The sequence below is a fragment of the Prevotella pectinovora genome (assembly GCF_000834015.1).
GTDB lineage: Bacteria > Bacteroidota > Bacteroidia > Bacteroidales > Bacteroidaceae > Prevotella > Prevotella pectinovora.
The window spans coordinates 16,660-37,964 of record NZ_JXQI01000031.1; the positions used below are offsets into that span (position 1 = coordinate 16,660).

Annotated in this window: 20 protein-coding genes; 11 read left to right on the top strand and 9 right to left on the bottom strand. The window is 44.7% G+C overall.

Annotated features, from left to right (window positions below):
* Window positions 1-12: 12 nt before the first annotated feature.
* From porX to ST42_RS04470, 3 genes are all read left to right on the top strand, one after another.
* Window positions 13-1,581, top strand: a complete 1,569-nt coding sequence (gene porX, locus ST42_RS04460; RefSeq protein ID WP_044072516.1) for a T9SS response regulator signal transducer PorX — start codon at window positions 13-15, stop codon at window positions 1,579-1,581.
* A 102-nt stretch (window positions 1,582-1,683) separates the two neighbouring features.
* A complete protein-coding gene (gene tsaE / locus ST42_RS04465) occupies window positions 1,684-2,103 on the top strand; it encodes a tRNA (adenosine(37)-N6)-threonylcarbamoyltransferase complex ATPase subunit type 1 TsaE (RefSeq protein WP_022315677.1) in 420 nt (139 codons plus the stop codon).
* 24 nt (window positions 2,104-2,127) lie between these two features.
* On the top strand, window positions 2,128-2,571 hold the full coding sequence (locus ST42_RS04470; protein ID WP_044072518.1) for a nucleoside deaminase: 444 nt from the start codon (window positions 2,128-2,130) through the stop codon (window positions 2,569-2,571).
* A gap of 705 nt (window positions 2,572-3,276) precedes the next feature.
* On the opposite strand, the gene ST42_RS04475 is transcribed toward ST42_RS04470, so the two are convergent.
* Together ST42_RS04475 and ST42_RS04480 are read right to left on the bottom strand one after the other, a co-directional pair.
* The gene (locus ST42_RS04475) at window positions 3,277-3,924 is read right to left on the bottom strand and encodes an LPD23 domain-containing protein (RefSeq protein WP_044072520.1); all 648 of its coding nucleotides are present in this window, start codon (window positions 3,922-3,924) and stop codon (window positions 3,277-3,279) included.
* 1 nt (window position 3,925) lies between these two features.
* On the bottom strand, window positions 3,926-4,351 hold the full coding sequence (locus ST42_RS04480) for a hypothetical protein (RefSeq protein ID WP_044072523.1): 426 nt from the start codon (window positions 4,349-4,351) through the stop codon (window positions 3,926-3,928).
* Here ST42_RS04480 and ST42_RS14000 point away from each other — a divergent pair.
* The 3 genes from ST42_RS14000 to ST42_RS13440 all read left to right on the top strand — a co-directional run bounded on the left by ST42_RS14000 (window position 4,350) and on the right by ST42_RS13440 (window position 5,443).
* Window positions 4,350-4,523 carry a hypothetical protein gene (locus ST42_RS14000; protein ID WP_197068906.1) on the top strand — a complete coding sequence of 58 codons (174 nt, stop codon included), beginning with the start codon at window positions 4,350-4,352 and terminating at the stop codon, window positions 4,521-4,523. The genes ST42_RS04480 and ST42_RS14000 overlap by 2 nt on opposite strands.
* The gene (locus ST42_RS04485) at window positions 4,489-4,860 is read left to right on the top strand and encodes a WCX domain-containing protein (protein WP_044072525.1); all 372 of its coding nucleotides are present in this window, start codon (window positions 4,489-4,491) and stop codon (window positions 4,858-4,860) included. Before ST42_RS14000 ends, ST42_RS04485 begins: the two co-directional genes overlap by 35 nt.
* 163 nt (window positions 4,861-5,023) lie before the next feature.
* Window positions 5,024-5,443, top strand: a complete 420-nt coding sequence (locus ST42_RS13440; protein ID WP_082028575.1) for a metallophosphoesterase — start codon at window positions 5,024-5,026, stop codon at window positions 5,441-5,443.
* Window positions 5,444-5,478: 35 nt separating this feature from the next.
* Here the strand turns inward: ST42_RS13440 and ST42_RS04490 are convergent, their stop codons facing one another.
* From ST42_RS04490 to dnaE, 7 genes are all read right to left on the bottom strand, one after another.
* The gene (locus ST42_RS04490; RefSeq protein ID WP_044072526.1) at window positions 5,479-7,788 is read right to left on the bottom strand and encodes a DUF262 domain-containing protein; all 2,310 of its coding nucleotides are present in this window, start codon (window positions 7,786-7,788) and stop codon (window positions 5,479-5,481) included.
* Window positions 7,785-9,347 (bottom strand): DUF262 domain-containing protein, encoded by a 1,563-nt coding sequence (locus tag ST42_RS04495; protein ID WP_044072527.1) that lies wholly within the window; start codon window positions 9,345-9,347, stop codon window positions 7,785-7,787. Before ST42_RS04495 ends, ST42_RS04490 begins: the two co-directional genes overlap by 4 nt.
* A 131-nt stretch (window positions 9,348-9,478) precedes the next feature.
* Window positions 9,479-10,387, bottom strand: coding sequence for a helix-turn-helix transcriptional regulator (locus tag ST42_RS04500; protein WP_044072529.1), 909 nt, complete (start codon window positions 10,385-10,387; stop codon window positions 9,479-9,481).
* 75 nt (window positions 10,388-10,462) lie between these two features.
* Window positions 10,463-11,119 carry a hypothetical protein gene (locus tag ST42_RS04505; RefSeq protein ID WP_044072532.1) on the bottom strand — a complete coding sequence of 219 codons (657 nt, stop codon included), beginning with the start codon at window positions 11,117-11,119 and terminating at the stop codon, window positions 10,463-10,465.
* A gap of 109 nt (window positions 11,120-11,228) precedes the next feature.
* On the bottom strand, window positions 11,229-12,602 hold the full coding sequence (locus ST42_RS04510) for a PDDEXK-like family protein (RefSeq protein ID WP_082028576.1): 1,374 nt from the start codon (window positions 12,600-12,602) through the stop codon (window positions 11,229-11,231).
* 409 nt (window positions 12,603-13,011) lie between these two features.
* On the bottom strand, window positions 13,012-13,326 hold the full coding sequence (trxA, locus tag ST42_RS04515) for a thioredoxin (protein WP_022317124.1): 315 nt from the start codon (window positions 13,324-13,326) through the stop codon (window positions 13,012-13,014).
* A 211-nt stretch (window positions 13,327-13,537) separates the two neighbouring features.
* Complete coding sequence (gene dnaE, locus ST42_RS04520) at window positions 13,538-17,263, bottom strand: DNA polymerase III subunit alpha (RefSeq protein ID WP_044072535.1); 3,726 nt, start codon at window positions 17,261-17,263, stop codon at window positions 13,538-13,540.
* 175 nt (window positions 17,264-17,438) lie between these two features.
* On the opposite strand from dnaE, the gene ST42_RS04525 reads away from it, so the two are divergent.
* The 5 genes from ST42_RS04525 to ST42_RS04545 all read left to right on the top strand — a co-directional run bounded on the left by ST42_RS04525 (window position 17,439) and on the right by ST42_RS04545 (window position 21,180).
* Complete coding sequence (locus tag ST42_RS04525) at window positions 17,439-18,128, top strand: phosphatidylserine decarboxylase family protein (RefSeq protein ID WP_042517358.1); 690 nt, start codon at window positions 17,439-17,441, stop codon at window positions 18,126-18,128.
* A 251-nt stretch (window positions 18,129-18,379) separates the two neighbouring features.
* A complete protein-coding gene (locus ST42_RS04530) occupies window positions 18,380-19,120 on the top strand; it encodes a CDP-alcohol phosphatidyltransferase family protein (RefSeq protein ID WP_042517363.1) in 741 nt (246 codons plus the stop codon).
* Between the two features lie 140 nt (window positions 19,121-19,260).
* The gene (locus ST42_RS04535) at window positions 19,261-19,635 is read left to right on the top strand and encodes a DUF4834 family protein (RefSeq protein ID WP_044072537.1); all 375 of its coding nucleotides are present in this window, start codon (window positions 19,261-19,263) and stop codon (window positions 19,633-19,635) included.
* A gap of 101 nt (window positions 19,636-19,736) precedes the next feature.
* Window positions 19,737-20,768, top strand: a complete 1,032-nt coding sequence (locus ST42_RS04540; protein WP_042517354.1) for a hypothetical protein — start codon at window positions 19,737-19,739, stop codon at window positions 20,766-20,768.
* 13 nt (window positions 20,769-20,781) lie between these two features.
* Window positions 20,782-21,180 (top strand): FKBP-type peptidyl-prolyl cis-trans isomerase, encoded by a 399-nt coding sequence (locus tag ST42_RS04545; protein WP_044072539.1) that lies wholly within the window; start codon window positions 20,782-20,784, stop codon window positions 21,178-21,180.
* Window positions 21,181-21,305: the final 125 nt, after the last annotated feature.

Below are 21,305 nucleotides of genomic sequence, written 5' to 3' on the forward strand. Positions count from 1 at the left end.
CACGAACCGACAATGAGCAACGGACTATTATTATGGGTGGACGACGAGATAGAACTCTTGCACGCCCACATCATATTCCTGGAAAAGAAGGGATATGAGGTCATCACCGTGAGCAACGGCACCGACGCCATCGACGAATGCTCACGACACAACTTCGACCTCGTATTGCTCGACGAAATGATGCCGGGAATAAGCGGACTGGAAACGCTGCAGAAGATAAAGGAGATTCTGCCTGCCACACCTGTAGTGATGGTGACAAAGAGCGAGGAGGAAAACATCATGGACCAGGCAATAGGATCGAAGATTGCCGATTATCTGATAAAGCCAGTCAACCCAAGCCAAATCCTGCTCACCCTCAAAAAGAACATACACCAGAAGGAAATAGTGACGGAAGTGACACAGACCGGATATCAGCAGAGCTTCATGAACATATCGACGAAGATTGACAACTGCCGGACTGTGGAGGAATGGATCGACGTGTACAAACTGCTCGTGCATTGGGAACTGGAACTGAGCAGCACCGAAAGCAACATGACAGAAATGCTCATGATGCAGAAGAGCGAAGCCAACAACGGATTCGCCAAGTTCATACGCAACAACTACCTTGACTGGGTGGACCCCAACAACGCACAGCTGCCATCAAGGCCACTGATGAGCAACAACATATTCAGCCGGAAGATATTTCCGCTGCTCGACAAGGGAGAGAAGGTGTTCCTGATTGTGATTGACAACTTCCGCTACGACCAATGGAGGGTGCTCGCAAACGAGGTGGGCGACATGTTCGATATCGACGAGAATCTATATATGAGCATTCTGCCGACAGCGACGCAGTATGCACGAAACGCCATCTTCAGCGGGCTGATGCCAAACCAGATAGCGAGGATGTTTCCGGAACTGTGGGTCGATGAGGACGAAGAGGAGGGGAAAAACCTCAACGAAGCGCCACTCATACAGACGCAACTCGAAAGATACCGCCGGACGGGAACGAAATTCTCTTACCACAAGGTGAACGACTCGGTGGGCGCCGACAAACTGTTGCAGCAGTTCAGTCAGCTTGGCGACAATGACCTCAACGTACTTGTAATAAACTTCATCGACATGCTCAGCCATGCCCGCACGGAATCAAAGATGGTGCGCGAACTGGCAAACAACGAGTCGGCATACCGAAGCATCACGCTGAGCTGGTTCAGACACACCGTGCTCTCCGACCTCTTCCGCCGACTGTCAGAGAGCGACTACACCGTGGTGCTGACTACAGACCACGGCAGCGTGAGGGCATCAAGACCAATCAAGATAGTGGGAGACAGAAACACGAACACCAACCTGCGCTACAAACTGGGCAAGAACCTGAACTACAACGCCAAGGAGGTATTCGCCATAAAAGCCCCACAGAAGGCACAGCTGCCATCGCCGAACCTGAGCACATCGTATGTATTTGCCACAAACGACACGTTCTTTGCATATCCAAACAACTACAACTATTATGTGTCGTACTACAAAGACACCTTCCAGCATGGAGGAATATCCATGGAAGAGATGCTCATACCGCTCGTCACGATGAAAAAGAAAAAGAGAAACTGAAAACAGGAAGAGCGACATTACTATTAAAGGAATAGAAACCAAGGGAAAGACAAGGATAATCCGACAGAGGACTCCGTATTTCCCTTGACAAAACAAACGACAATGAACAAAGAAATAACAATAAACGGTCTCGACAGCATCAACGAAGCTGCCAAAGAGTTTGTAAACAACATGGGCGACGCCAAGGTGTTCGCCTTCTACGGCAAGATGGGTGCCGGCAAGACTACATTCATCAAGGCAATCTGCGATTGTCTCGGCGTGGTAGACACCGTTACGTCGCCAACCTTCGCCATCGTGAACGAATATCAGTCTGACACCGTGGACTACCCTATCTATCACTTCGACTTCTATCGCATCAAAAAGTTGGAAGAGGTCTACGATATGGGCTATGAAGATTATTTCTATGGAGGCGGAATATGCCTTATAGAATGGCCGGAGCTGATAGAAGATCTGTTGCCGGAGGACGCTGTCCATGTGGACATCAAAGAGAACGAAGACGGCACGAGAAGTGTCAAGTTCTGACAAAGGAAACAATCTTTATCCACAATGAACACTGAAAACCAAGACGAGCAATTCATGCGCAAGGCTCTCGTTGAAGCACAGGCTGCTTTCGACAAGGGAGAGATTCCCGTGGGAGCCATCGTGGTGTGTCGCGGCCGCATCATCTCCCGTGCCCACAACCTGACGGAAACCCTGACCGACGTTACCGCACATGCCGAAATGCAGGCGATAACGGCTGCCGCAAATGCCTTGGGAGGCAAATATCTCACCGACTGCACGCTCTACGTCACCGTGGAACCGTGTCCCATGTGTGCAGGAGCCATCGGATGGGCACAGATACCACGCATCGTATACGGAGCACCCGATGAAAAGCGTGGTTACCGCAGATTCGCCCCCGACGTACTTCATCCCAAAGCGACAGCCATCGGAGGAGTACTCGAAGAGGAATGCCGGACGCTGATGCAGGAGTTCTTCAAGAAAAGAAGATGACAAGCGATAAGAGAAAAGGAGTCGGAAAGAAAATGAGAGGAAAGGAAAGGCCATGATAAAAAAGCTGACGAAATGGATGCCCACACCTCTGATTCTTAGTAAAAGCGAGAATTTCTGAAAAACTGTCAGACCATCTGGTTTTTCGTCATAACATTCTGACAGGCAGACAGTTGACTGTCTGGCGATTGTCAGCCAATTGTCTGGATGGTCTGCTGAAGAAAGGGAATAAAACTTGGGCGATGTTTTTTTTGACCGCATACACGAGCATCGCGGATACGCTTACGAATTGTCAGATGTGAGGAATTCAGACTATAGGGATTGTATGCGTTTGCAGAATCCAGAAAACAGGAATACGGGTATTTGTAATAAGCAAATTTAAACCCACCAATTTTTCGTAAAGTTGACTCACCGGCTTATATCCCCCCTAACGTGGGGAATGAAACCCCACATTAGGGGGTTATGTTCCCCACGCTGTGGGGGGAAAAATCAAGGTTAGGAAACAGTATTACAACAGTCAATTATTGGGCAGACGTCTGACAGCAATTCTGCCCATCCGGGGTAAGCAGCGTGCCCATGATGAGAAAGCAGCGTTCCCCAGTTGGGCAAGCACCGTGCCCAATTTAGCACAAACTGACATTAGAATTAAGCATGCACTGAATTAATTCCGCCAATGGTTATTTATGAAAAATCCACTATCAGTAAATTCTAACAGAACACTATTATTTGTTCTGCGTCTGGCACATCCTGCGTGTCTGTCCGCAACGACGAGCGGCGTTGTTCAGGACTCATCGAGTGCCTAATGCATATGTTACGCGCTTCCACCTCGCCAGCCATTCTCAAATATCGTCTCCTGCCTTGTGACAGGTTTCCACCACGGGCAAAGTCCTCTTCCTCTTGTATAAGATGCTGCACCTCATGCAGCAACACACCTTCGGTCTGGTATTGGAAAGGAGAATTTAGCGTTCCCATGCAAATCATCATGCCGTAACTAAAAGGATTGAAATACCCAGCGAACTCGTTGGTTGGTGTGTATCTGGCGTATAGACTGAGCCGTTCGAAAGCTGGGTATGCTATGAGCAGGCTGATGTCGTGCATACATAGGCTGATGTTTATGGACTCGCCAAAATGGCGTTTCAGATGGTCTTCTATTTCGACTGTATTGTGGAAAGGGTCTGCCACTTCATAGCGCCATTTGCCGTCTACACCCATTTCCCAACCCGTCTGCTGTTTTATCATGTGCATATCCGTGCTGCAGCGAAGCAGTTGGACTGCCTTCTTTTGTGCTTCGACAAGACCTGACGAAGCATTGCTATCGTCAAGTCTTTTTGCACCTATAATACCTATATAGCTCATATTACCACTTGTCGGGTGAATTAATAATGTCGGTTTTGTCTTCAAGATAGTCTTCTATACATTTCCTTATGCCATCCAGTGTAGCCGAGCAAGGCAAGGTGTAAAGAAATGCCTGTGCCACAGACTTTTCGGGCGACATGAACATCATCTCGTCTTCGAACTTGGCATAGTAGAGTCCGTTGGTGTCCAGATACTCGCTGTCGAGAATGTCTTGTAGCAGAGCCTTGACATTTGGGGCAAGCTCTACGGCAGATGCCTTGTTTCCTATCACACGCTGCAAATCACGGCACACCTTACGCTGTTCTACGAGCGAGGGTTGCACCTCTTGCTGTTGACTAACCCTTGATGCAGAAAGGCGGAAGTATTCTTTCCATTTCATGTAGCATCGTCGCAGGGCGTCTATTGTGCTGCGCTGTATATGAGGCATGGGCAACCCTTGGGAAGATTCTCTTGGTAGAGAAATTATCATTGAAGACTTTGATAAGTCACGTATAGCAAAAACAGAAGCCATTATAGGCCAAAAAGTGGTAGTGCCAAATAGAGCAGACATCTCCTTAGCAGAGATTGCCGCATGCTGTATATGGGAAACATCATTTTAAGTTCCCTAGCGACTTCAATGCTAAGGACTATTTCTCCAGCTTCTTCGGTGTAGTAATAGACGAGGATATACCCTTACAACGAATTGTTGTTCGTGCCTTTGGTGCACACCAACACTACATGCGCTCTCTTCCATTGCATCTCTCACAAAAAGAGCTTTGTTCTTGCACCGAATATGCCGACTTCGAACTTACGCTTCGTCCCACTTACGACTTCATAATGGAGTTGCAAAGCTATGGGACGATGATAGAAGTGATGGAACCACAGTCGCTAAGGCAGACCATGAAATGTTGTATAAGCGATCTGTGTAAATTGTATGAAGCACCCATGATAAAATAATTCTCGCCAAAGCGGATGAGAATGTTTTGCTTTAGTTACCTTTGTGGTGAATATAACCCTCAAACCGAAAGAACTATGGCTAACGTAGAATTCTCAGGTCGTATCGCATGGATTTACAAACAAAATGCTCTACTTTTAGTGGTTGAGCTCAAAATATTTACGTATGAAAATACTTCATTTATCAGATACGCATGGTCAGCACAATCGGCTTCCAGAAATACCGTGGGCAGATGTAATCATACATTCTGGTGATTTTAGTTTCGGAGGTTCAAAACGAGAAATTATAGACTTTTTAAATTGGTTCTGTTATCTGCCATACAAATATAAAATTTTTATTGCAGGTAACCATGACGATTTTCTTTGGGATAGCGAAATAGAATTTCTTCATGAGAATTGTTATGGACTCAGTTATTCTTGTGTCACTATAGAAGATTACAATAAGCTTGACGCACGCTCCCAGTACCGTTCTCAGTACCACCCAACTGGTACTGGAGTGTTACTTATGTGGTACTGGCGAAGAACTTGTATGAATTGTGCAAGCAAAGCAAGGAAAGGTTTCTTCTCCTTGCCTGCTGCAACATAGATTTTTTTTTATTGGTCGGTGTTGGAAAAACTTCATCATTGTGATGTTTTTTCGTTATGATTGTCTTTGAATTTCACATATCTTTCAATACAATCTTCAATCATTCTTATATAATATGAAGAGTCATGGTCTGATTGATCGTCAATTGCGATATTAAATCCTTCACCATACTTTTTGTAGTATAGATCGAATAACTTATTCCAATTATCATCATACATATCAATGTATCCCCATGTTTGCCAAGCAAAGCGGTATTTTTCGTCTTTGTATTTATACACGAAGAACATAGGTACAGCAAAATAGTAGTTTACACCTTTTATTTCCATGTACCGTCTTTCATCTTCGGCTTCAAATATAATGTTAACATTCTTAATGAATGAGTCTAAGATGTCCTCACGATTATTGCGCATCAATTTCACCGTTAAATATAGATACCTGTTCAACCATAACGAAGGAGAGTTTGCCTTCCATTCAAGTTCATATCCAGGAGTATCCTTTATGAGATTCTTCCATATTGCATCATCAATTAAAATCTGTATGATTCCATTATGATTATCTACAATTTCATTAGGTGATAAAAGCAGACCATTTACGTATTCTGAAAGCTTAACGTCAGTTAGAACTTGTTTCCAACTCTCTTTTTTAGCATCAAATACCGGTTTCCGCCTGATCTTATCCCATTCTTTGCAATGAGAAATAAGCACTTGGTTTGCTTTCACCTTCTTGTCTTCTGAAAGACCTTCTGAGACAAAGAGGTCCATGCAATTACTGAGTTTGGTAGCGAAATTCTCCCAAGTGGTTTCTCCATTACCATTTCTGTATAGGAATCGGATAGAACCATGAAAGAATGCCCATTCTTCAGCTTTCTCTATTGCATCATTCCAATTACTCCAAGGACCAAGTGTTTCCTCACTCCAATCATTTGGCATAGACTGGTCATTTCGATGCATTTGGACAGCCTTTTCTGCCTCCTCTTTCGCTTGCTCTGGAGCATCAGAACCGATTATTTCCTTGATTTGGGGAGAGTACAATGTTTTGTCCTCTAAGCTGATGAGTTTTTTGACAAGTTCAACCCTATTGTCTGGATTCTCGTATTGTTTATCTACATTTTCGAGAATGTTCCACATTAAGCGCAGAGCTTTCAAGAAATGGGTGGTATCCACATCCTCATTGACGAATTTCTTAAAATATTCATAGCAACATAGTGTGAAGTCGAGTTCATTTCCGTTTTGGGGATGAAAGAATGTATCAAATAATATAATGTCTCCGTCTACAAAATAGGGCACTTTGTTTTGGTAGTTGTCCAGAACAGTTTTTATCATCTTGACACATGTGGCAGCAACAGTTGAAGCGATGGATTCGTCATTAGTGATACCTGAGAAATCTGAATAGGGAACAAATGGAAGTTCTGACTGACTCCAGGTATTATGATTGTGGGTGTATGCTGCAAGCTGCTTGATGCTGTTACCGCAATCCACGCCAGATTTTCTCGCTTCGTAGGCCATGATTCGTGCATACAAAGCGAAGAAAGCATTATCCGGCAATTCATGTTGTTCGTCTGAACAAGTGAAAAAACGATTGGAAAGCTCTTCCATCTCTTTATCCCAGCTCTCTTTTATATCTTCGCGTAAGTCTTCCGAGAATTTGCCTTTGAAGTTCTCCCATTGCGTCAATTGCAAACCACGGGCATTCATCTTCATGTAAATATCATCACAAAATCTGTCTATATTCAGTTCAAATCTGATTTGAGAAGCAATGGCTGTCAAGACATCCTCTATAGTGATTGTATTGTGCTTATTCCATTCTTCATGAATGGTGGAAAGCATTCTTATCATAGAAGCTACGGTTTCATCTTCTTTCCAATAATCCAAAAACCAATCTTGACAAAGTATATCAGGATTAGGGTCTTGGGTAATGTCCCATATTGAGTCTTCACATGTCAATGCCTGGCAGAATCGTTTGGCATTGATTCTGTCTTCATAGGTAAAACGAGAAAGCAAACGCAGTAAGTCCTTACGGTCAGAAGGTTCAGCCTTTTCCACTGCGTATCTTGCAATCAACCATAAGGTGGTCAGGCGTTGCTGACCATCTACGGGTACAAAAGAATCTTCTCCATCAGTGTTGATGGGACCATAGATGAAATGCAGATTAAAATCACTCTGCTTTTTTTCTATTGCAGTGAAGATTTCTTTTATAAACTGTTTACGTACGCTTTCTGCTTTGGGATTATTGGCTCCCTGAACATAGTGGCGTTGAATACCAGGGATAACCACACGATACCTGGACAATAGTGCAAACAAATTGTCAGGTACTTCTATATAGTACTTTAAAATATCATTTCTCATAATCTTACAGGATTCTTTAATGCGTCAATAAAACTGGCTATATTCATACTCATAGACTTTATATAACTATCTTTGTCTTCTTTTGACCAGTATGGAAGTGTCAACTTTAATCCTGGGAGTGATTTCATAAACACGGCTTCTGTAACTGGCGGAGCCCAATAGTCCGTCCAACTATCACATGCCCATTTAGAAACTGCTTCCCGTTTGCCTTCAAACAACTTGTTATTTAATGAGGAGTTCGCATTTTGGGGTAATAATGCAAGGTTCTTGACGGAATTGTCTTCTGTTGTTGACGGGTATCTACTGTCTAGCTTATTAGCTAGCCAATCATCTGCTTTTTCTTTTCCTTCATTGCATTTTTTTTGATACTCGTCAAACACACTTTTAGAATAATCATTGCCTAACCACTCTTCTAGTTCTTTTTCATCCAAATTTTTTTGGTTTCTGGCAAATATATGCTCAATCGACCAAGCTTCTACTTGTCGATGCATTTCAAAGCTATAGCGATAGGGCCATCTTTTCCAACAGAAAGCGACATTGCTGAGCAACAGATAATTAAATAAATCTTCTCCCCAGTTGGAGTAATCGTTCTTGTCTTCTTTTGGCTTGTATTCTGCCATTTTTTCTATAGCGTCCAATATCTCCTTTCTTGTTTTGGGCTTGATATCCTTATTATTTCTTTGATGAACAATAGCTCCAAAAGCATGATACATAAGAGGGTCGTTATACCATTCTGACAAACGATAGAATGCCGAGTATATCATTTTCCATATCGTTACACGCGACTTGGTCTTCAGTTCGTCAAGAATTCTTGTAAGAAAAGGAAAAACCTCTTCCTCTTGTTCTGTCTTCGTTGGAATTAATCCTGCATAGCGCAACAGAACAGTCATTCCATCATCTTCTTTCCAGGTGTTACGTGGCGTTATGAATGAAAAAAAACTATTGTTATTAAGCATGCGTTCAATATCGTCCCATTCGTCAGCACGCACTTTCGTTACATTCGATGCCTCGTCATTTCCTAAAGTCAGCATGACGCATTTCACCAATTCAGAATCCTTTGCTGGGATTTTTCCACTATTAAGTTGGTAGAAGGTTGACAATTCCTTATCTATGTCAACTTCATAGTAGAGAAATCTGCAACGCTCCTTTATCTTTTTGCAGAATTCGGTTCTTCTTTCGGTTCCAGTCTCACCCAATTTTTCCTCAATAACTTTTTGGGCCATTCTCATAAAATGCTTATCAAGAGCCTCGTTTGCCTCACGGGCATAATCAATTGGCAATTCGCCACTTTCCTCACCAAGTATCAGCTTTAACGTGGTAAGTCGCTGTTGTCCATCCACTACATTGACTCTATTATTCTCTATATCTTTTGCAACAGCTAATGCCTGGAGAAAATAGAAAGGAGTGGATTCTGTGGGACTAAAAGAGTCAATATCATCTATCAGCTGGCTGACTTGTCGGCTTTTCCACCTATACCCTCGCTGATAGCTGGGAATATAGAAGTTGATTCTGTCATTTTTAAAATCAACTATTGATTTAAGTGAAATATTCTTGCTCATAAGTTTTCTTGTTTAGCTCATTTTCTTTATTTGTCATTATAGCGACCTCTTCAGCTTAGCAAAGAGATTCAAATAGAGTATCTAATATAACTTGTCTTTCTCCATTAGCAATAATGATATCATATCTAACATTATTCCTTATACTTGTTCCACATTCTCTTTATTTTTCCTGCAATCTCATTACGTAGCCATAGCGGCTCGAGTACTTCAAGGTCTTCACCATTCCACAGCAGTTCCTGTTGGAAGTCGAATGTCGGGCGGACATGCAGTTCAAAGATACTGTATTCATTTGTTTGCTCAGTCTCTTGTTGCGACTCATGCAGAGGAAGGTCGCGCAAGTAGTTAGCCTGACTGGCACTGACCATGATTTTTACCTTCTCAATGTCGGTGCCATCGCCAGGAATTACACCTATACAACCATTGAAGTATTCCTGTGGATTGAACTCTTCTGGATATTCAAACGTGTGGCTCGAAAGACGGAAGTTTTGAATGCGGTCGAGACAAAAGACGAGATCATAACCTGCAGGCCAATTACGCCCCAACAAATACCAGCGTTGACGGAATAGCTTTACGCATAGCGGCATCACATAATGGTCGTGTGTGTCACCTTTCCAGTAGTTGAAATAGTTGATATGAATGAAGCGGTTCTTCTTCATCGCATCGATGATTTGCTCCAAATATTCCCTGCCACTGGGCACGTCTTCAAGGATAATCCTGTTCTTGATTGATTTGCTTTCAAGGAGAAAATTACTTACCGATAGCGTACTGAGCAGCCAATTTCCAATACTTCCACTCTTCATGTCATCCTCATTGGCGATGTAATACCTATATGGAGCGGTCTTTTCGCAGTCTATCGACAATCCGAAGGTGTCGAAGATATTCCACTTCCACTTGTGGAAAGTGCGCTTCAACATCTCCTCACCTCTACTCAAATCCACATTGTCCATCCAACGGCGGTTCAGTTCCTCGAATGAAATCTTATGTGCCCGATAAATGGTCTCCACAATCCACACGAGTTTGTTGGTTTGATTAAGTGCCATATTCGTATATTACTTTTATAGATAACGTTTCGACTTCAAAGATATTGCTCCGGTGTGTCTTTTTTGTTCATACTGCTACAAAGGTATTGACGTGAATAAAGTTAATGTTTTCGGTGTAGCTTCCGTGATCGTAAAATGAAATATGCTCTTATCCGGGAAGGTTTCCATATAGTCACTTACAGGAAGCATCATCTTCTCCATCTCATTATTGTCATAGCCGGCTATGGTAATTGCCAAAAGATATCTGCCATTTTCTTTTATACATATAGACTTTAGATGTGCAAGAGCATCTGTTATGTCTTTTTTATACACATACGAGTGGGTAGATATTACGTTCCTTCCTCTTATAAGTATTAAGAAATCAGACAAATCAAAGCATACCATACTATGCTTCTCTATACATATATTATACAGTTGCAGAAACTTTTTCAATTCTAAGTATGGATTGCTATCTGCCTGAAAAGACAATATAGAGAAAATGTCAGATTCTTCTTTGATACAGAGTCCTGGATTCGTTTTTATTACGACATTCCTCCTTGCACGTGCATGTGTTTCTAAGATTTCATTAACGTTATCTGCTCCTTTATCGGTAGACACCAACACAACATTAACATGTACATTTGTGCTGTTCTTTATTGAATATATTCCTTCAGAGCAAAGCTCATCAATTACTTGCTGACTAACAAAATCTGCTGCTATCAGTCGCAAAGATTCAAGTGCGATTTTTTCCATATTATTAATGCTTATACCTTATAATATCAAAAATATGGTGCAAAAATAAAAAGGAGCTATGCCAACTGTGGGCACAACTCCATTTTATAATGAAATGAATTAAGTCACACTATAGCTTTTCTATGATACCACTTTTTTTAAGTATTTCAAAGCGGCTTCTCATGAATTTAAGCAGTTTACCATTGCGCATATCTTCCAATGTATGAAGGTCATCCCAATCAAACCAATTTTTATTCCAGTCTCTATTTTCATCATACAAAAAAGAATATCCAAAAGGAAATTCTTTCTTTAAATTTCCTTTACTTTCAGGAACATGATGATAATCTTTCTCATAACGGAACAAAGGTTGCTCATCAGAATCGGTTGATTTTATTTTAAAGACATTCTTCAACTCTTCTATATCTGAATAATCCCCATTAATAATAGACAACCCATATAACATTCCTCCATAGTCTTGATCTGTTCTTGAGTAATTTCCAACTACAAATCCTACTTGTGATTGATGCTTATTTTTCCCTAAAAAAATCATCCATCCATAATCTTCATCCCAGGTAACGAGGCTGTCATTATAATGCTCACGAGGTTCAAGACCATATTCACCAGCCAAAGACACCAACTGGTCGCAGAAATCTCTTCTAATTTTCTGTTTAATATTTTGCACATTACATAAAATACTAAGAGTCGCATCTATATTTTTGGGTGCAAGCAACAGCTCTAATAATTCTTTTTGATATTTATCTTCCATAATCTGTCTTGTATTCATTATATAGGTTATGTATTGTTTTATTACTTCATGAATGCGAGGGCAGTGTTTAGATATTTCCAAACACTTATTGAGCCAAGATATAATATTGGGCTTTTTATCAGATGGATCATAACTTAGCGTATGGTATGCTATTTTGTTAGGACCGGTAGAATACTCAGAGGCACTTTGACCGGAAGGTGTGAGATAAATCAAGATAAAATTATCCTCATAATGCTCCTTTCCGTAATTGTAATATCGTTCAAGTTGCCTTCGCTGTTCCTGGGCAGGATTGCCATATCTGTCAAATTTGTTTTCTATGATGATAGCATGTCCTTTATCATCATTAATAAAGATATCAATCTCTCCTCCTGTTGAATTTCCATCTTCTGATATTTTTATTTCACCAATATATTTGTCTTTATATTCAATATTGCTTGAGGTAACATCATATTGAAAATTAGGATTCAATTTTCGCACAACCATATCTATAAAAGCCTTTAAAAAGCGATCTCCTACACCATGATTGGCATTCTTATCAAGAAGCATCCGTAGGATAGGTGTATGCAGATGCTCCTCTGGACGCGTAAAGTGTAAATTTTCAAAAACATTGAAATATTCACCTCTGGCCTCATGCTCTTTCTTCTCAGTCTTATCTTTTTGTAATATAATCTGAGCGTTTTGCAGTAATTGTTCTATTGTTTTTAGATTCATATTTATGGGGTTTTCAGATAAAATCATTTGTTATCATCAATCTTCATTAATATAATTATGTCAGAATATTTCAAGTGTGCGTGATGCCGCCAATGGTTTTAAAAAAAATCGGCCAAAATAAAAAACCACCGGAAGCAACGTTATGAATGCTACCGACGGTTGTTGCTTTTACCTTAAAAGCACACCTATATTTACCCGATCAAATCCAAATCCTATATGTCATACTATACGTAAAGCTATAGTATGACAGCCATTTTTTATTCAAATGCAAAGACAGGACAAAATATTTACATTTACAAGCATATTGACTAAATAATTTACAGGAAAAAGAAAATCGTTCCATACCGCTATATCAACAGCGATATGGAACGATAATTCCTTTTCTCCAGCCCAGCCAGCCTACAATGCCGACTGGCAAAGGAGCATTACAATCTGCTTAGAGCAGAGTCTCGAACTTCTTCTGGATAGCAGACTTAGACTGTCCGCCAACGAGACGGTCTACGACCTCGCCGTTCTTGATGAACAGCAGAGTCGGGATGTTGCGGATGCCATACTCCATAGCGATGTCGTCGTTAGCCTCAACGTCACACTTGCCTACTACTACCTTGCCGTCGTACTCCTCTGCAAGCTCTGCCACGAAAGGAGCGATGGCACGGCATGGTCCACACCATGTTGCCCAGAAATCCACTACTAATGGCTGCTCGCCATTCTTCAAACTCTCAAAGTTCTCTGAGGTGATTGTTACTTCCATTTTATTTTTGTTTTATTGTTCTTGTTATTAAATTCTAAGGATGTCTTTCATACTCCGCATGTCATCACCCCTGGCTGCCACAACCGGCATTTCCCTGTTTATCCAAGGTGCTTTCCATGGGTTGCCACAGCCTCCGCGTATGACCTGCATTCAAATTGCGCCACAAATTTAGCTCTTTTTTATGAGATGCGAAGCTTTTTATCAATATTTTTCAATTTATATGATATTCCAACGCTTCGTTCTCCTTGATGAAAGACAACAGATCTTTAGTCACGTTCACACTCATGCCCTTCGAGCGCATGGTGATGCTGCGACGGTCTTCAATGCTGTCGAGCTGCACATAGACATGCGTCGGGCCTGGATCAGCTGAGAGTTTCTGACACAGGTCTGTGACGAGCGTAGTGGATATTTTATGCGAATCGATGATTATGGTGAGCTTCTCGATACGTTTGTCCTTCACGGTCTGCAGATACTGAATATCGGAGATATTGAAATCATAGAAATTGCTGCCGGCATACATCTGGGTTATCTGTGCCTTGATATACACCGATGCCCCGATGGAGAACATTCCCCTCCAGCGTCCCCACGCCTCTCCGAAAAGAGCAATCTCACCAGAGCCTTCAAAATCTTCGAGCATGACAAAGCCACATGGTTTACCTTTCTTTGTCATCGACTCGCGGACGTTGGTCACGATACCTCCTACGGTGATGTCGCCACGGTCCATCAGTTCCTTTTTGTCTGCCACCTCCGGACATTTCGTGTTGCAAAGGTTTTCGAGCACCACGGCATAGCTGTCGAGAGGATGCGCCGAGAGATAGATGCCCACGAGGTCGCGCTCGCGGTTGAGTCTCTCTATGTCGCTCCACCGTTCACACTCAGGAATCTTGGGCGTTGCGATTTCCACTTCTTCATCAGCAAACATACTGAAGAGGTTGTTGCTTGCCTGCTGCTTTGACACCTGGTATGCCTGTCCGAAACGCAGCAGCGTATCGAAGAAGTTTTCTCCCTTCTCGTTCTGTGCGAAATATCGTTCACGGTCTATACCGAAGCTGTCGAAGCCTCCGCTGAGCGCCAAGCTCTCGAAGCATTTGCGGTTGCAGGCGCTGAGGTTCACTCGCTGCACAAAGTCGAAGATATCCTTGTAAGGTCCGTTTTTCTCTCTCTCGGCAATCAGCGATTCGGCAGCTGCCGCTCCCATTCCCTTGATGGCGGCGAGTCCGAAACGGATGGCTCCGCCTTTGTTCACGCTGAACTTGTTGCGGCTCTCGTTCACGTCGGGTCCGAGGGTCTCTATTCCCATCGCCTTACACTCATCCATGAGTTTCGTGATTTCGGTGATGTTGGCAAGGTTCCGGCTCATGTTGGCAGCCATGTATTCGGCAGGATAGTGTGCCTTGAGATATGCCGTCTGATATGCCACCCATGAGTAGCAGGTGGCATGCGACTTGTTGAAGGCGTAGCTGGCGAACTTCTCCCAGTCTGCCCATATTTTCTCGAGCACCTTCGGGTCGTGGCCGTTTTTCTTTCCGCCCTCGATGAACATCGGCTTCATCTGGTCTACGATGGCTTTCTTCTTCTTTCCCATCGCCTTACGCAGGGCGTCGCTCTGGCCTCGGGTGAAGTCGGCGAGCTGACGGGAGAGAAGCATCACCTGCTCCTGATACACCGTGATGCCGTAGGTGTCTTTCAGGTATTTCTCCATGCAAGGGATATCGTATTTTATCTCTTCCTTGCCGTTCTTACGGGCGATGAAGGATGGAATATAGTCCATTGGTCCCGGACGGTAGAGGGCGTTCATGGCGATGATGTCCTCGAATGTCGTGGGATGCAGCTCGCGCAGGTATTTCTGCATTCCGGCTGACTCAAACTGGAAAGTTCCGATGGTGCGTCCTTCGCTGTATAGCTGATATGTCTCCGGATCGTCGATAGGGATAGTATCGAGGTCTATGTCTATGCCCCGGTGAAGCTTCACGTTCTCCACTGCCTCTTTCAGGATGGATAGGGTCTTCAGTCCGAGGAAGTCCATCTTGATGAGTCCGGTCTCCTCAATCACGTGTCCGTCGTATTGCGTACAGAGCAGTTTGTGGCCGGGGTCCGACTTGTCTTCTGCCGTTGACACCGGCACCCAGTCGCTGATGGCGTCGCGGCATATGATGGTGCCACAGGCATGGATACCTGTGCCACGCACAGTGCCCTCAAGCATCTTGGCATAAGTTATGGTGTTGCGCATCCGCGGGTCTGGAGAAGCCTCTGCCTCTCTCAGCGCCGGCACGCATTTGATGGCGTTCGGAAGGTTCATCTTCAGCGAGTTTCCTTCTGAATCCGACAGTTTGTCAGGTATCTGCTTGCAGAGGGCGTTCACCTCGGCAAGCGGCACTTTCTCCACTCGCGCCACGTCTTTGATGGCGTTCTTCGTCGCCATCGTTCCGTATGTGATGATATGCGCCACCTTGTCGTGGCCATATTTGTCTTCCACCCATTCCAACACCTTGCCTCGTCCGTCATCGTCGAAGTCGGTATCGATATCGGGGAGCGATATACGGTCGGGGTTGAGGAAACGCTCAAACAGCAGGTCGTATTTCATCGGGTCTATCTTGGTGATGCCCAGACAGTATGCCACGACGGATCCTGCTGCCGATCCACGTCCCGGTCCCACCATCACTCCCAGCTCGTCGCGTGCCGAGTTGATGAAATCCTGCACGATGAGGAAGTATCCCGGAAATCCCATCGTCTTCATGATATGCAGCTCGAACTTCACTCGTTCGTGCACTTCCTTCGACAACGGATCGCCGTAGCGTTCCTTTGCTCCGTCGTAGGCGAGCTTGGCAAGATAGTCTGCCTCAAACTTTATCCTATAAAGCTTGTCGATGCCTCCCAGCTTTTTTATCTTCTTGTCTGCCTCATCTTTCGGCAGCGGATTCTCGCCGTTCTCGTCTGAGGTAAACTCATGGTATAGTTGTTCCGGCGTGATGTTACGGCGTGTGTCTTCCTCTGTTCCGAACTCTTTGGGGATGGGGAAGAATGGCATGATGGGGGCATGGTCGATGGAGTATGTCTCCACCTTGTCGAGAATCTCAATTGTGTTAGACAGCGCCTCCGGCACATCGGCAAACACCTCGTTCATCTCCTCACGGGTCTTGAACCACTCCTGCTTGGAGTAGAGCATACGGTTGGGGTCATCGAGGTCGTGGCCGGTGGATAGACACAGCAGATGGTCATGTGCCTCGGCATTGTCTTTGTCCACGAAATGGGCGTCGTTGGTACATACCACCTTTATGCCGTATTCTTTGGCAAGCTGCAGTATCACCCTGTTCGCCTTCTGCTGCAGCGGGAATGTCTCTCGGTTTGCCCTCTGGTTGGGATCTTTCACTTCGTGCCGCTGCAGCTCCAGATAGTAGTCGTCGCCAAACACCCGCTTATACCACTCTATCGCCTCACGTGCTCCCTCGATGTCGTCGCGCAGGATTTTTGCCGGCACCTCGCCGGCGATACATGCCGAACACACGATGAGGTCTTCATGATATCTCTCCAGGTCCTCGCGGTCGGTTCGCGGACGCATGTAGAATCCGTCTACCCATGCACGGGAAACGAGCTTTATCAGGTTCTTGTATCCGTTGTAGTTCTTGGCGAGCACTATCAGGTGGTAGCCGCTCTTGTCCACCTTTGGGTCGCTGCGGTCTGACTTCTTGCGGCGCGCCACATACATCTCGCAACCGAAGATGGGTTTGAATTCGGGCTTGCCCTCGTCGCGGAGTTTGCCGTTCACCTTGTTGCAATAGTTGAACAGCTCCTTGATTCCGAACATGTCGCCGTGGTCGGTTATCGCCATTCCCTTCATGCCGTTGGCAACGGCCTTGTCCACGAGCTTCGATACGCTCGACTGTCCGTCAAGGATACTGTAATATGTATGTACGTGTAAATGTATGAAATCCTGCATCGCTGAGTATAAGGTGGTTAAGTTTTCTGTTTTACTTTTTGCTATAAAAGTGGCTCAAAGTTACACTTTATCCATGAAATGGCAAAAGAATAAGAACAAAATTTGCGAAATACGCAAAAAAGCGGTATCTTTGCAGATGCTTTAAAAACAAGCTTCTATTTTACGACGAAATACTATGGGTAAGAAAATAAAAAAACTGAAGAACGTAAGAATACATAGAGAAGGAACAGACACACTGCTCTACGGGGCGATTTTCGTCGTCGCCGTCGCTGCAATACTCTGGTTCTATGTAGACTGCAAAGCGGCTTTCTGGAGCTTCGTCGGCGTCTTCGGAATCGTCTATGCCATAGTGCTGAACTTTTTCCGCTGCCCAAAAAGATATTTCGAGGGCGACACCGACAAGGTGGTAGTAGCACCTGCCGACGGAAAGATTGTGGTTATCGAAGAGGTTGAGGAAAACACTTATTTCCACGACAAGCGACTAATGATAAGCATATTCATGAGCCTTTTCAACGTGCATGCCAACTGGTTTCCCGTTGACGGCAAAGTGAAATTCGTTCACCATCAGAACGGAAACTTCCACAAGGCATGGCTACCGAAAGCAAGCGAGGAGAATGAGCACGCTGACATAATGCTTGAGACCGAAGACGGCACGGAAATCCTGTGCAGACAGATTGCGGGAGCCGTGGCACGAAGAATCGTGACATACGCGAAGCCGGAAGAAGACTGCTACATCGACGAGCATCTTGGATTCATCAAATTCGGTTCAAGAGTGGATGTATATCTGCCGCTAGGCACGGAGGTGTGCGTGAAGATGGGACAAAGCACCACCGGAGACAAGACCGTCATCGCAAAGCTCAAATAAGAGCACACACATGATGAGGAAACCATAAAGCCATAGACTCATGACCCTACGCCAAAGGCCGGGCTGCAAGAGTCTATGGCTTGTTTTTATAAAGAATGGCGGACAACAACGCCATATAGAAGGCAACGGCAAATACGCGGAATACGAAAAGAGCAATTCACCAAGCCTCATCCGCCAGACCTGCAGACAAGAACCCATCATAGAGAAAAACAACAAACAAAACAACGAAACAAAAGGAAGGAGAAAAAGAAATGGCAAACTTCATCACCAAAAACATACCAAACACCATAACCTGCTGCAACCTCATATCAGGCTGCATAGCCACATCTTTCGCATTCGTCAACCGCCCTGAACTGGCTCTGTTGTGGATAATCATAGGTGCCGTGTTCGACTTCTTCGACGGCATGAGCGCAAGACTGCTCGGAGTGTCGTCGCCGATAGGAAAAGAACTGGACTCGCTCGCCGACGACATCACGTTCGGAGTAGCACCGGCAACTATGGTGTTCGCCGAACTTGCCGTGATGGACTATCCCGCCACTCTCGAACCGCTGCGGCAATACCTGCCATACTTCGCATACATAATGGCGGCATTCTCTGCGCTCAGACTCGCGAAGTTCAACCTCGACACCCGACAGGCCACATCGTTCATCGGACTGCCGACACCTGCCAATGCCCTGTTCTGGGGATCGCTCATCGTGGGAGCAAGAGACCTGCTGGAGGCTTCGCCATACAACGTGTTCATCGTAATGGCAATGGTACTGCTGACCAGCTACATACTGATTGCCGAAATACCGATGTTCGCATTGAAATTCAAAAACTGGGGATGGAAAGGAAACGAAGTGAAATACATATTCATCATAACCTGCATCCCGCTGATAGCCTTTTTCCAGCTCTCGGCATTCGCCATAATAATAGCATGGTATGTCATTCTGTCGGTTTGCGTGAACAAGACAGCAAAGAAAACCGCCCCTGCCAACGACCCTAAGGCATAGGAACACCCTCTGCCGGACAAATGGCATCATATTTGCCGGTCCAAAGACAGAAGCGACTGCTCACCCCTATGCGAATATCGTCATTATTCAAGGTAAGGGAGAGAGCGGCATAACGACAGTACTCACCAAAACATCTCAACATGGAACTGCTATTATACATCATACTCTTCTTCTTCATCTACTGGGGAATAAGGGGTGCAATAAAACTCTTTGTGATATTCAGACAGATACACAAAGTGAAAAAGCAATTCGACGATCTCAACAAACAGTGGAACGGCAACAACCCATTCGGCGACAATGCCAAAGGCGGATTCGGAAACGGCACTTCTCGTAGCGGATTCGGGAGCAGCCCTAACACAGGCAACAGCCAAACCTCTGGCAATGCCAGTTCCTCACGCCGCTACACCACTACGACTGGCGACGTGATAGAAGACCGCCGCACCGAAGACGAGATAAACCGCCGCATATTCACCCAAGACGAAGGAGAATATGTAGACTTCGAGGAAGTGGAATAAGCAGAATACCTTTTGACGAATTAGGTGGCGTTTTTTAAGCAACAGAGACTCATTATTCGGATTTTTTATCTACTTTTGTAAATGAAACAAAACAGAACGTTATGATTATACATGTAGCCAATCCGATTTACGACTCCGTGTTCAAATATCTCATGGAAGACGAGCGCATAGCCAAGACCATACTGTCGGCTTTGCTGAAGAAAGAAGTGATCCACGTGACGGTGCGTCCACATGAATACAGCAACACCACACGCGACACCCTGTCTATGTTCCGCATAGATTTTGCGGCGACGGTGCGTGAGCGCGAAGGCGGTGCGATAAAGGACCGCATTGTTCTGATAGAGCTGCAGAAGACATGGCTCAATACCGAGACCCTGCGTTTCCGCCAATATCTCGGAGCCCAATACAGCAACAAGAACAACATGCGCGAAGCCGATGAGAAAGGCTTTGCCTACCCGATGGTAGCTGTTTATCTCCTCGGGCACAAGGTGGGAAACATCAAGGAACCGATAGTATATGTCAATCATGACGTGTTTGACTATAACGGAAATGTCGTGGCCGACGTCAATGAAGAGCCTTTTGTGGAAAGTCTGACCCACAATAGCATTATTGTGCAGATTCCTCTTCTGCATGGCAATGTGAACAACAGACTTGAGAAGGTGCTCAGCGTGTTCGACCAGACCCAAGTTGAGGGCGACACGCAACAGGTACTTAAAATAGACGAAGACAAGTATGCTGATGACAGCGACATGCTGTACGTGCTGCATAAGCTCACAGCTGCTGCCGCAAATTCAGAGATGCGTCAGGACATGAATGTAGAGGATGAATACTACAAAGCCATTGAAGACCGTGATACAGCTATAATGCAGCGCGACAAAATGCTCAAGGAGCAAGAGCAGCAGTTGTCACAGCAGAGCGAACAGTTGTCGCAGCAGAGCGAACAGTTGTCACAGCAGAGCGAACAGTTGTCACAGCAGAGCGAACAGTTGTCACAGCAGAGCGAACAGTTGACTTTGAAGGATGAACAGCTACGCAATATGGCTAAAGCGTTGTTTGCCAAAGGAATGACAGAGGAGCAGATTTCGACAATGACTGGCATTAGTCTTGAAAACGTAGTGAAACTTCTGAAATAGGAAATAAGAAAACATGAAGAAACAGGAATATGCCAAAGTCAACAAAGAATGGCTATTGGAGAAAGCAAAGGAAGAGGGGGTCAGGGAGATTCCCGGAGGCATATATTATAAGGTATTGAAGGAGGGACTCGGCGACGGGCGACACCCGTCGAGGCGCAGCATCGTGACCGCCCACTATACGGGACGCACGATAAACGGCAAGAAATTCGATTCCTCGCTCGGCAGTGCACCGCTCGCCGTGCGCCTCTGCGACCTCATCGATGGATGGATTATCGCCATGCAGCAGATGTGTGTGGGCGACAAATGGGAGGTGTATATCCCTGCAGAGAAAGGCTACGGCAAGTTCTCGCAACCGGGAATACCTGGCGGCTCCACGCTCGTGTTCGAAATTGAACTGTTGGGCATTGCCTGACAGGGTATATCCAGAAGATTATCCAGCCTATAATTCACGAGGCAAAAAACATATACTTTTGACTCGTAAAACATAGGCCTACGCTTCAGATACTATACAGATGAGTTCACACTTGGCGAGAAAGA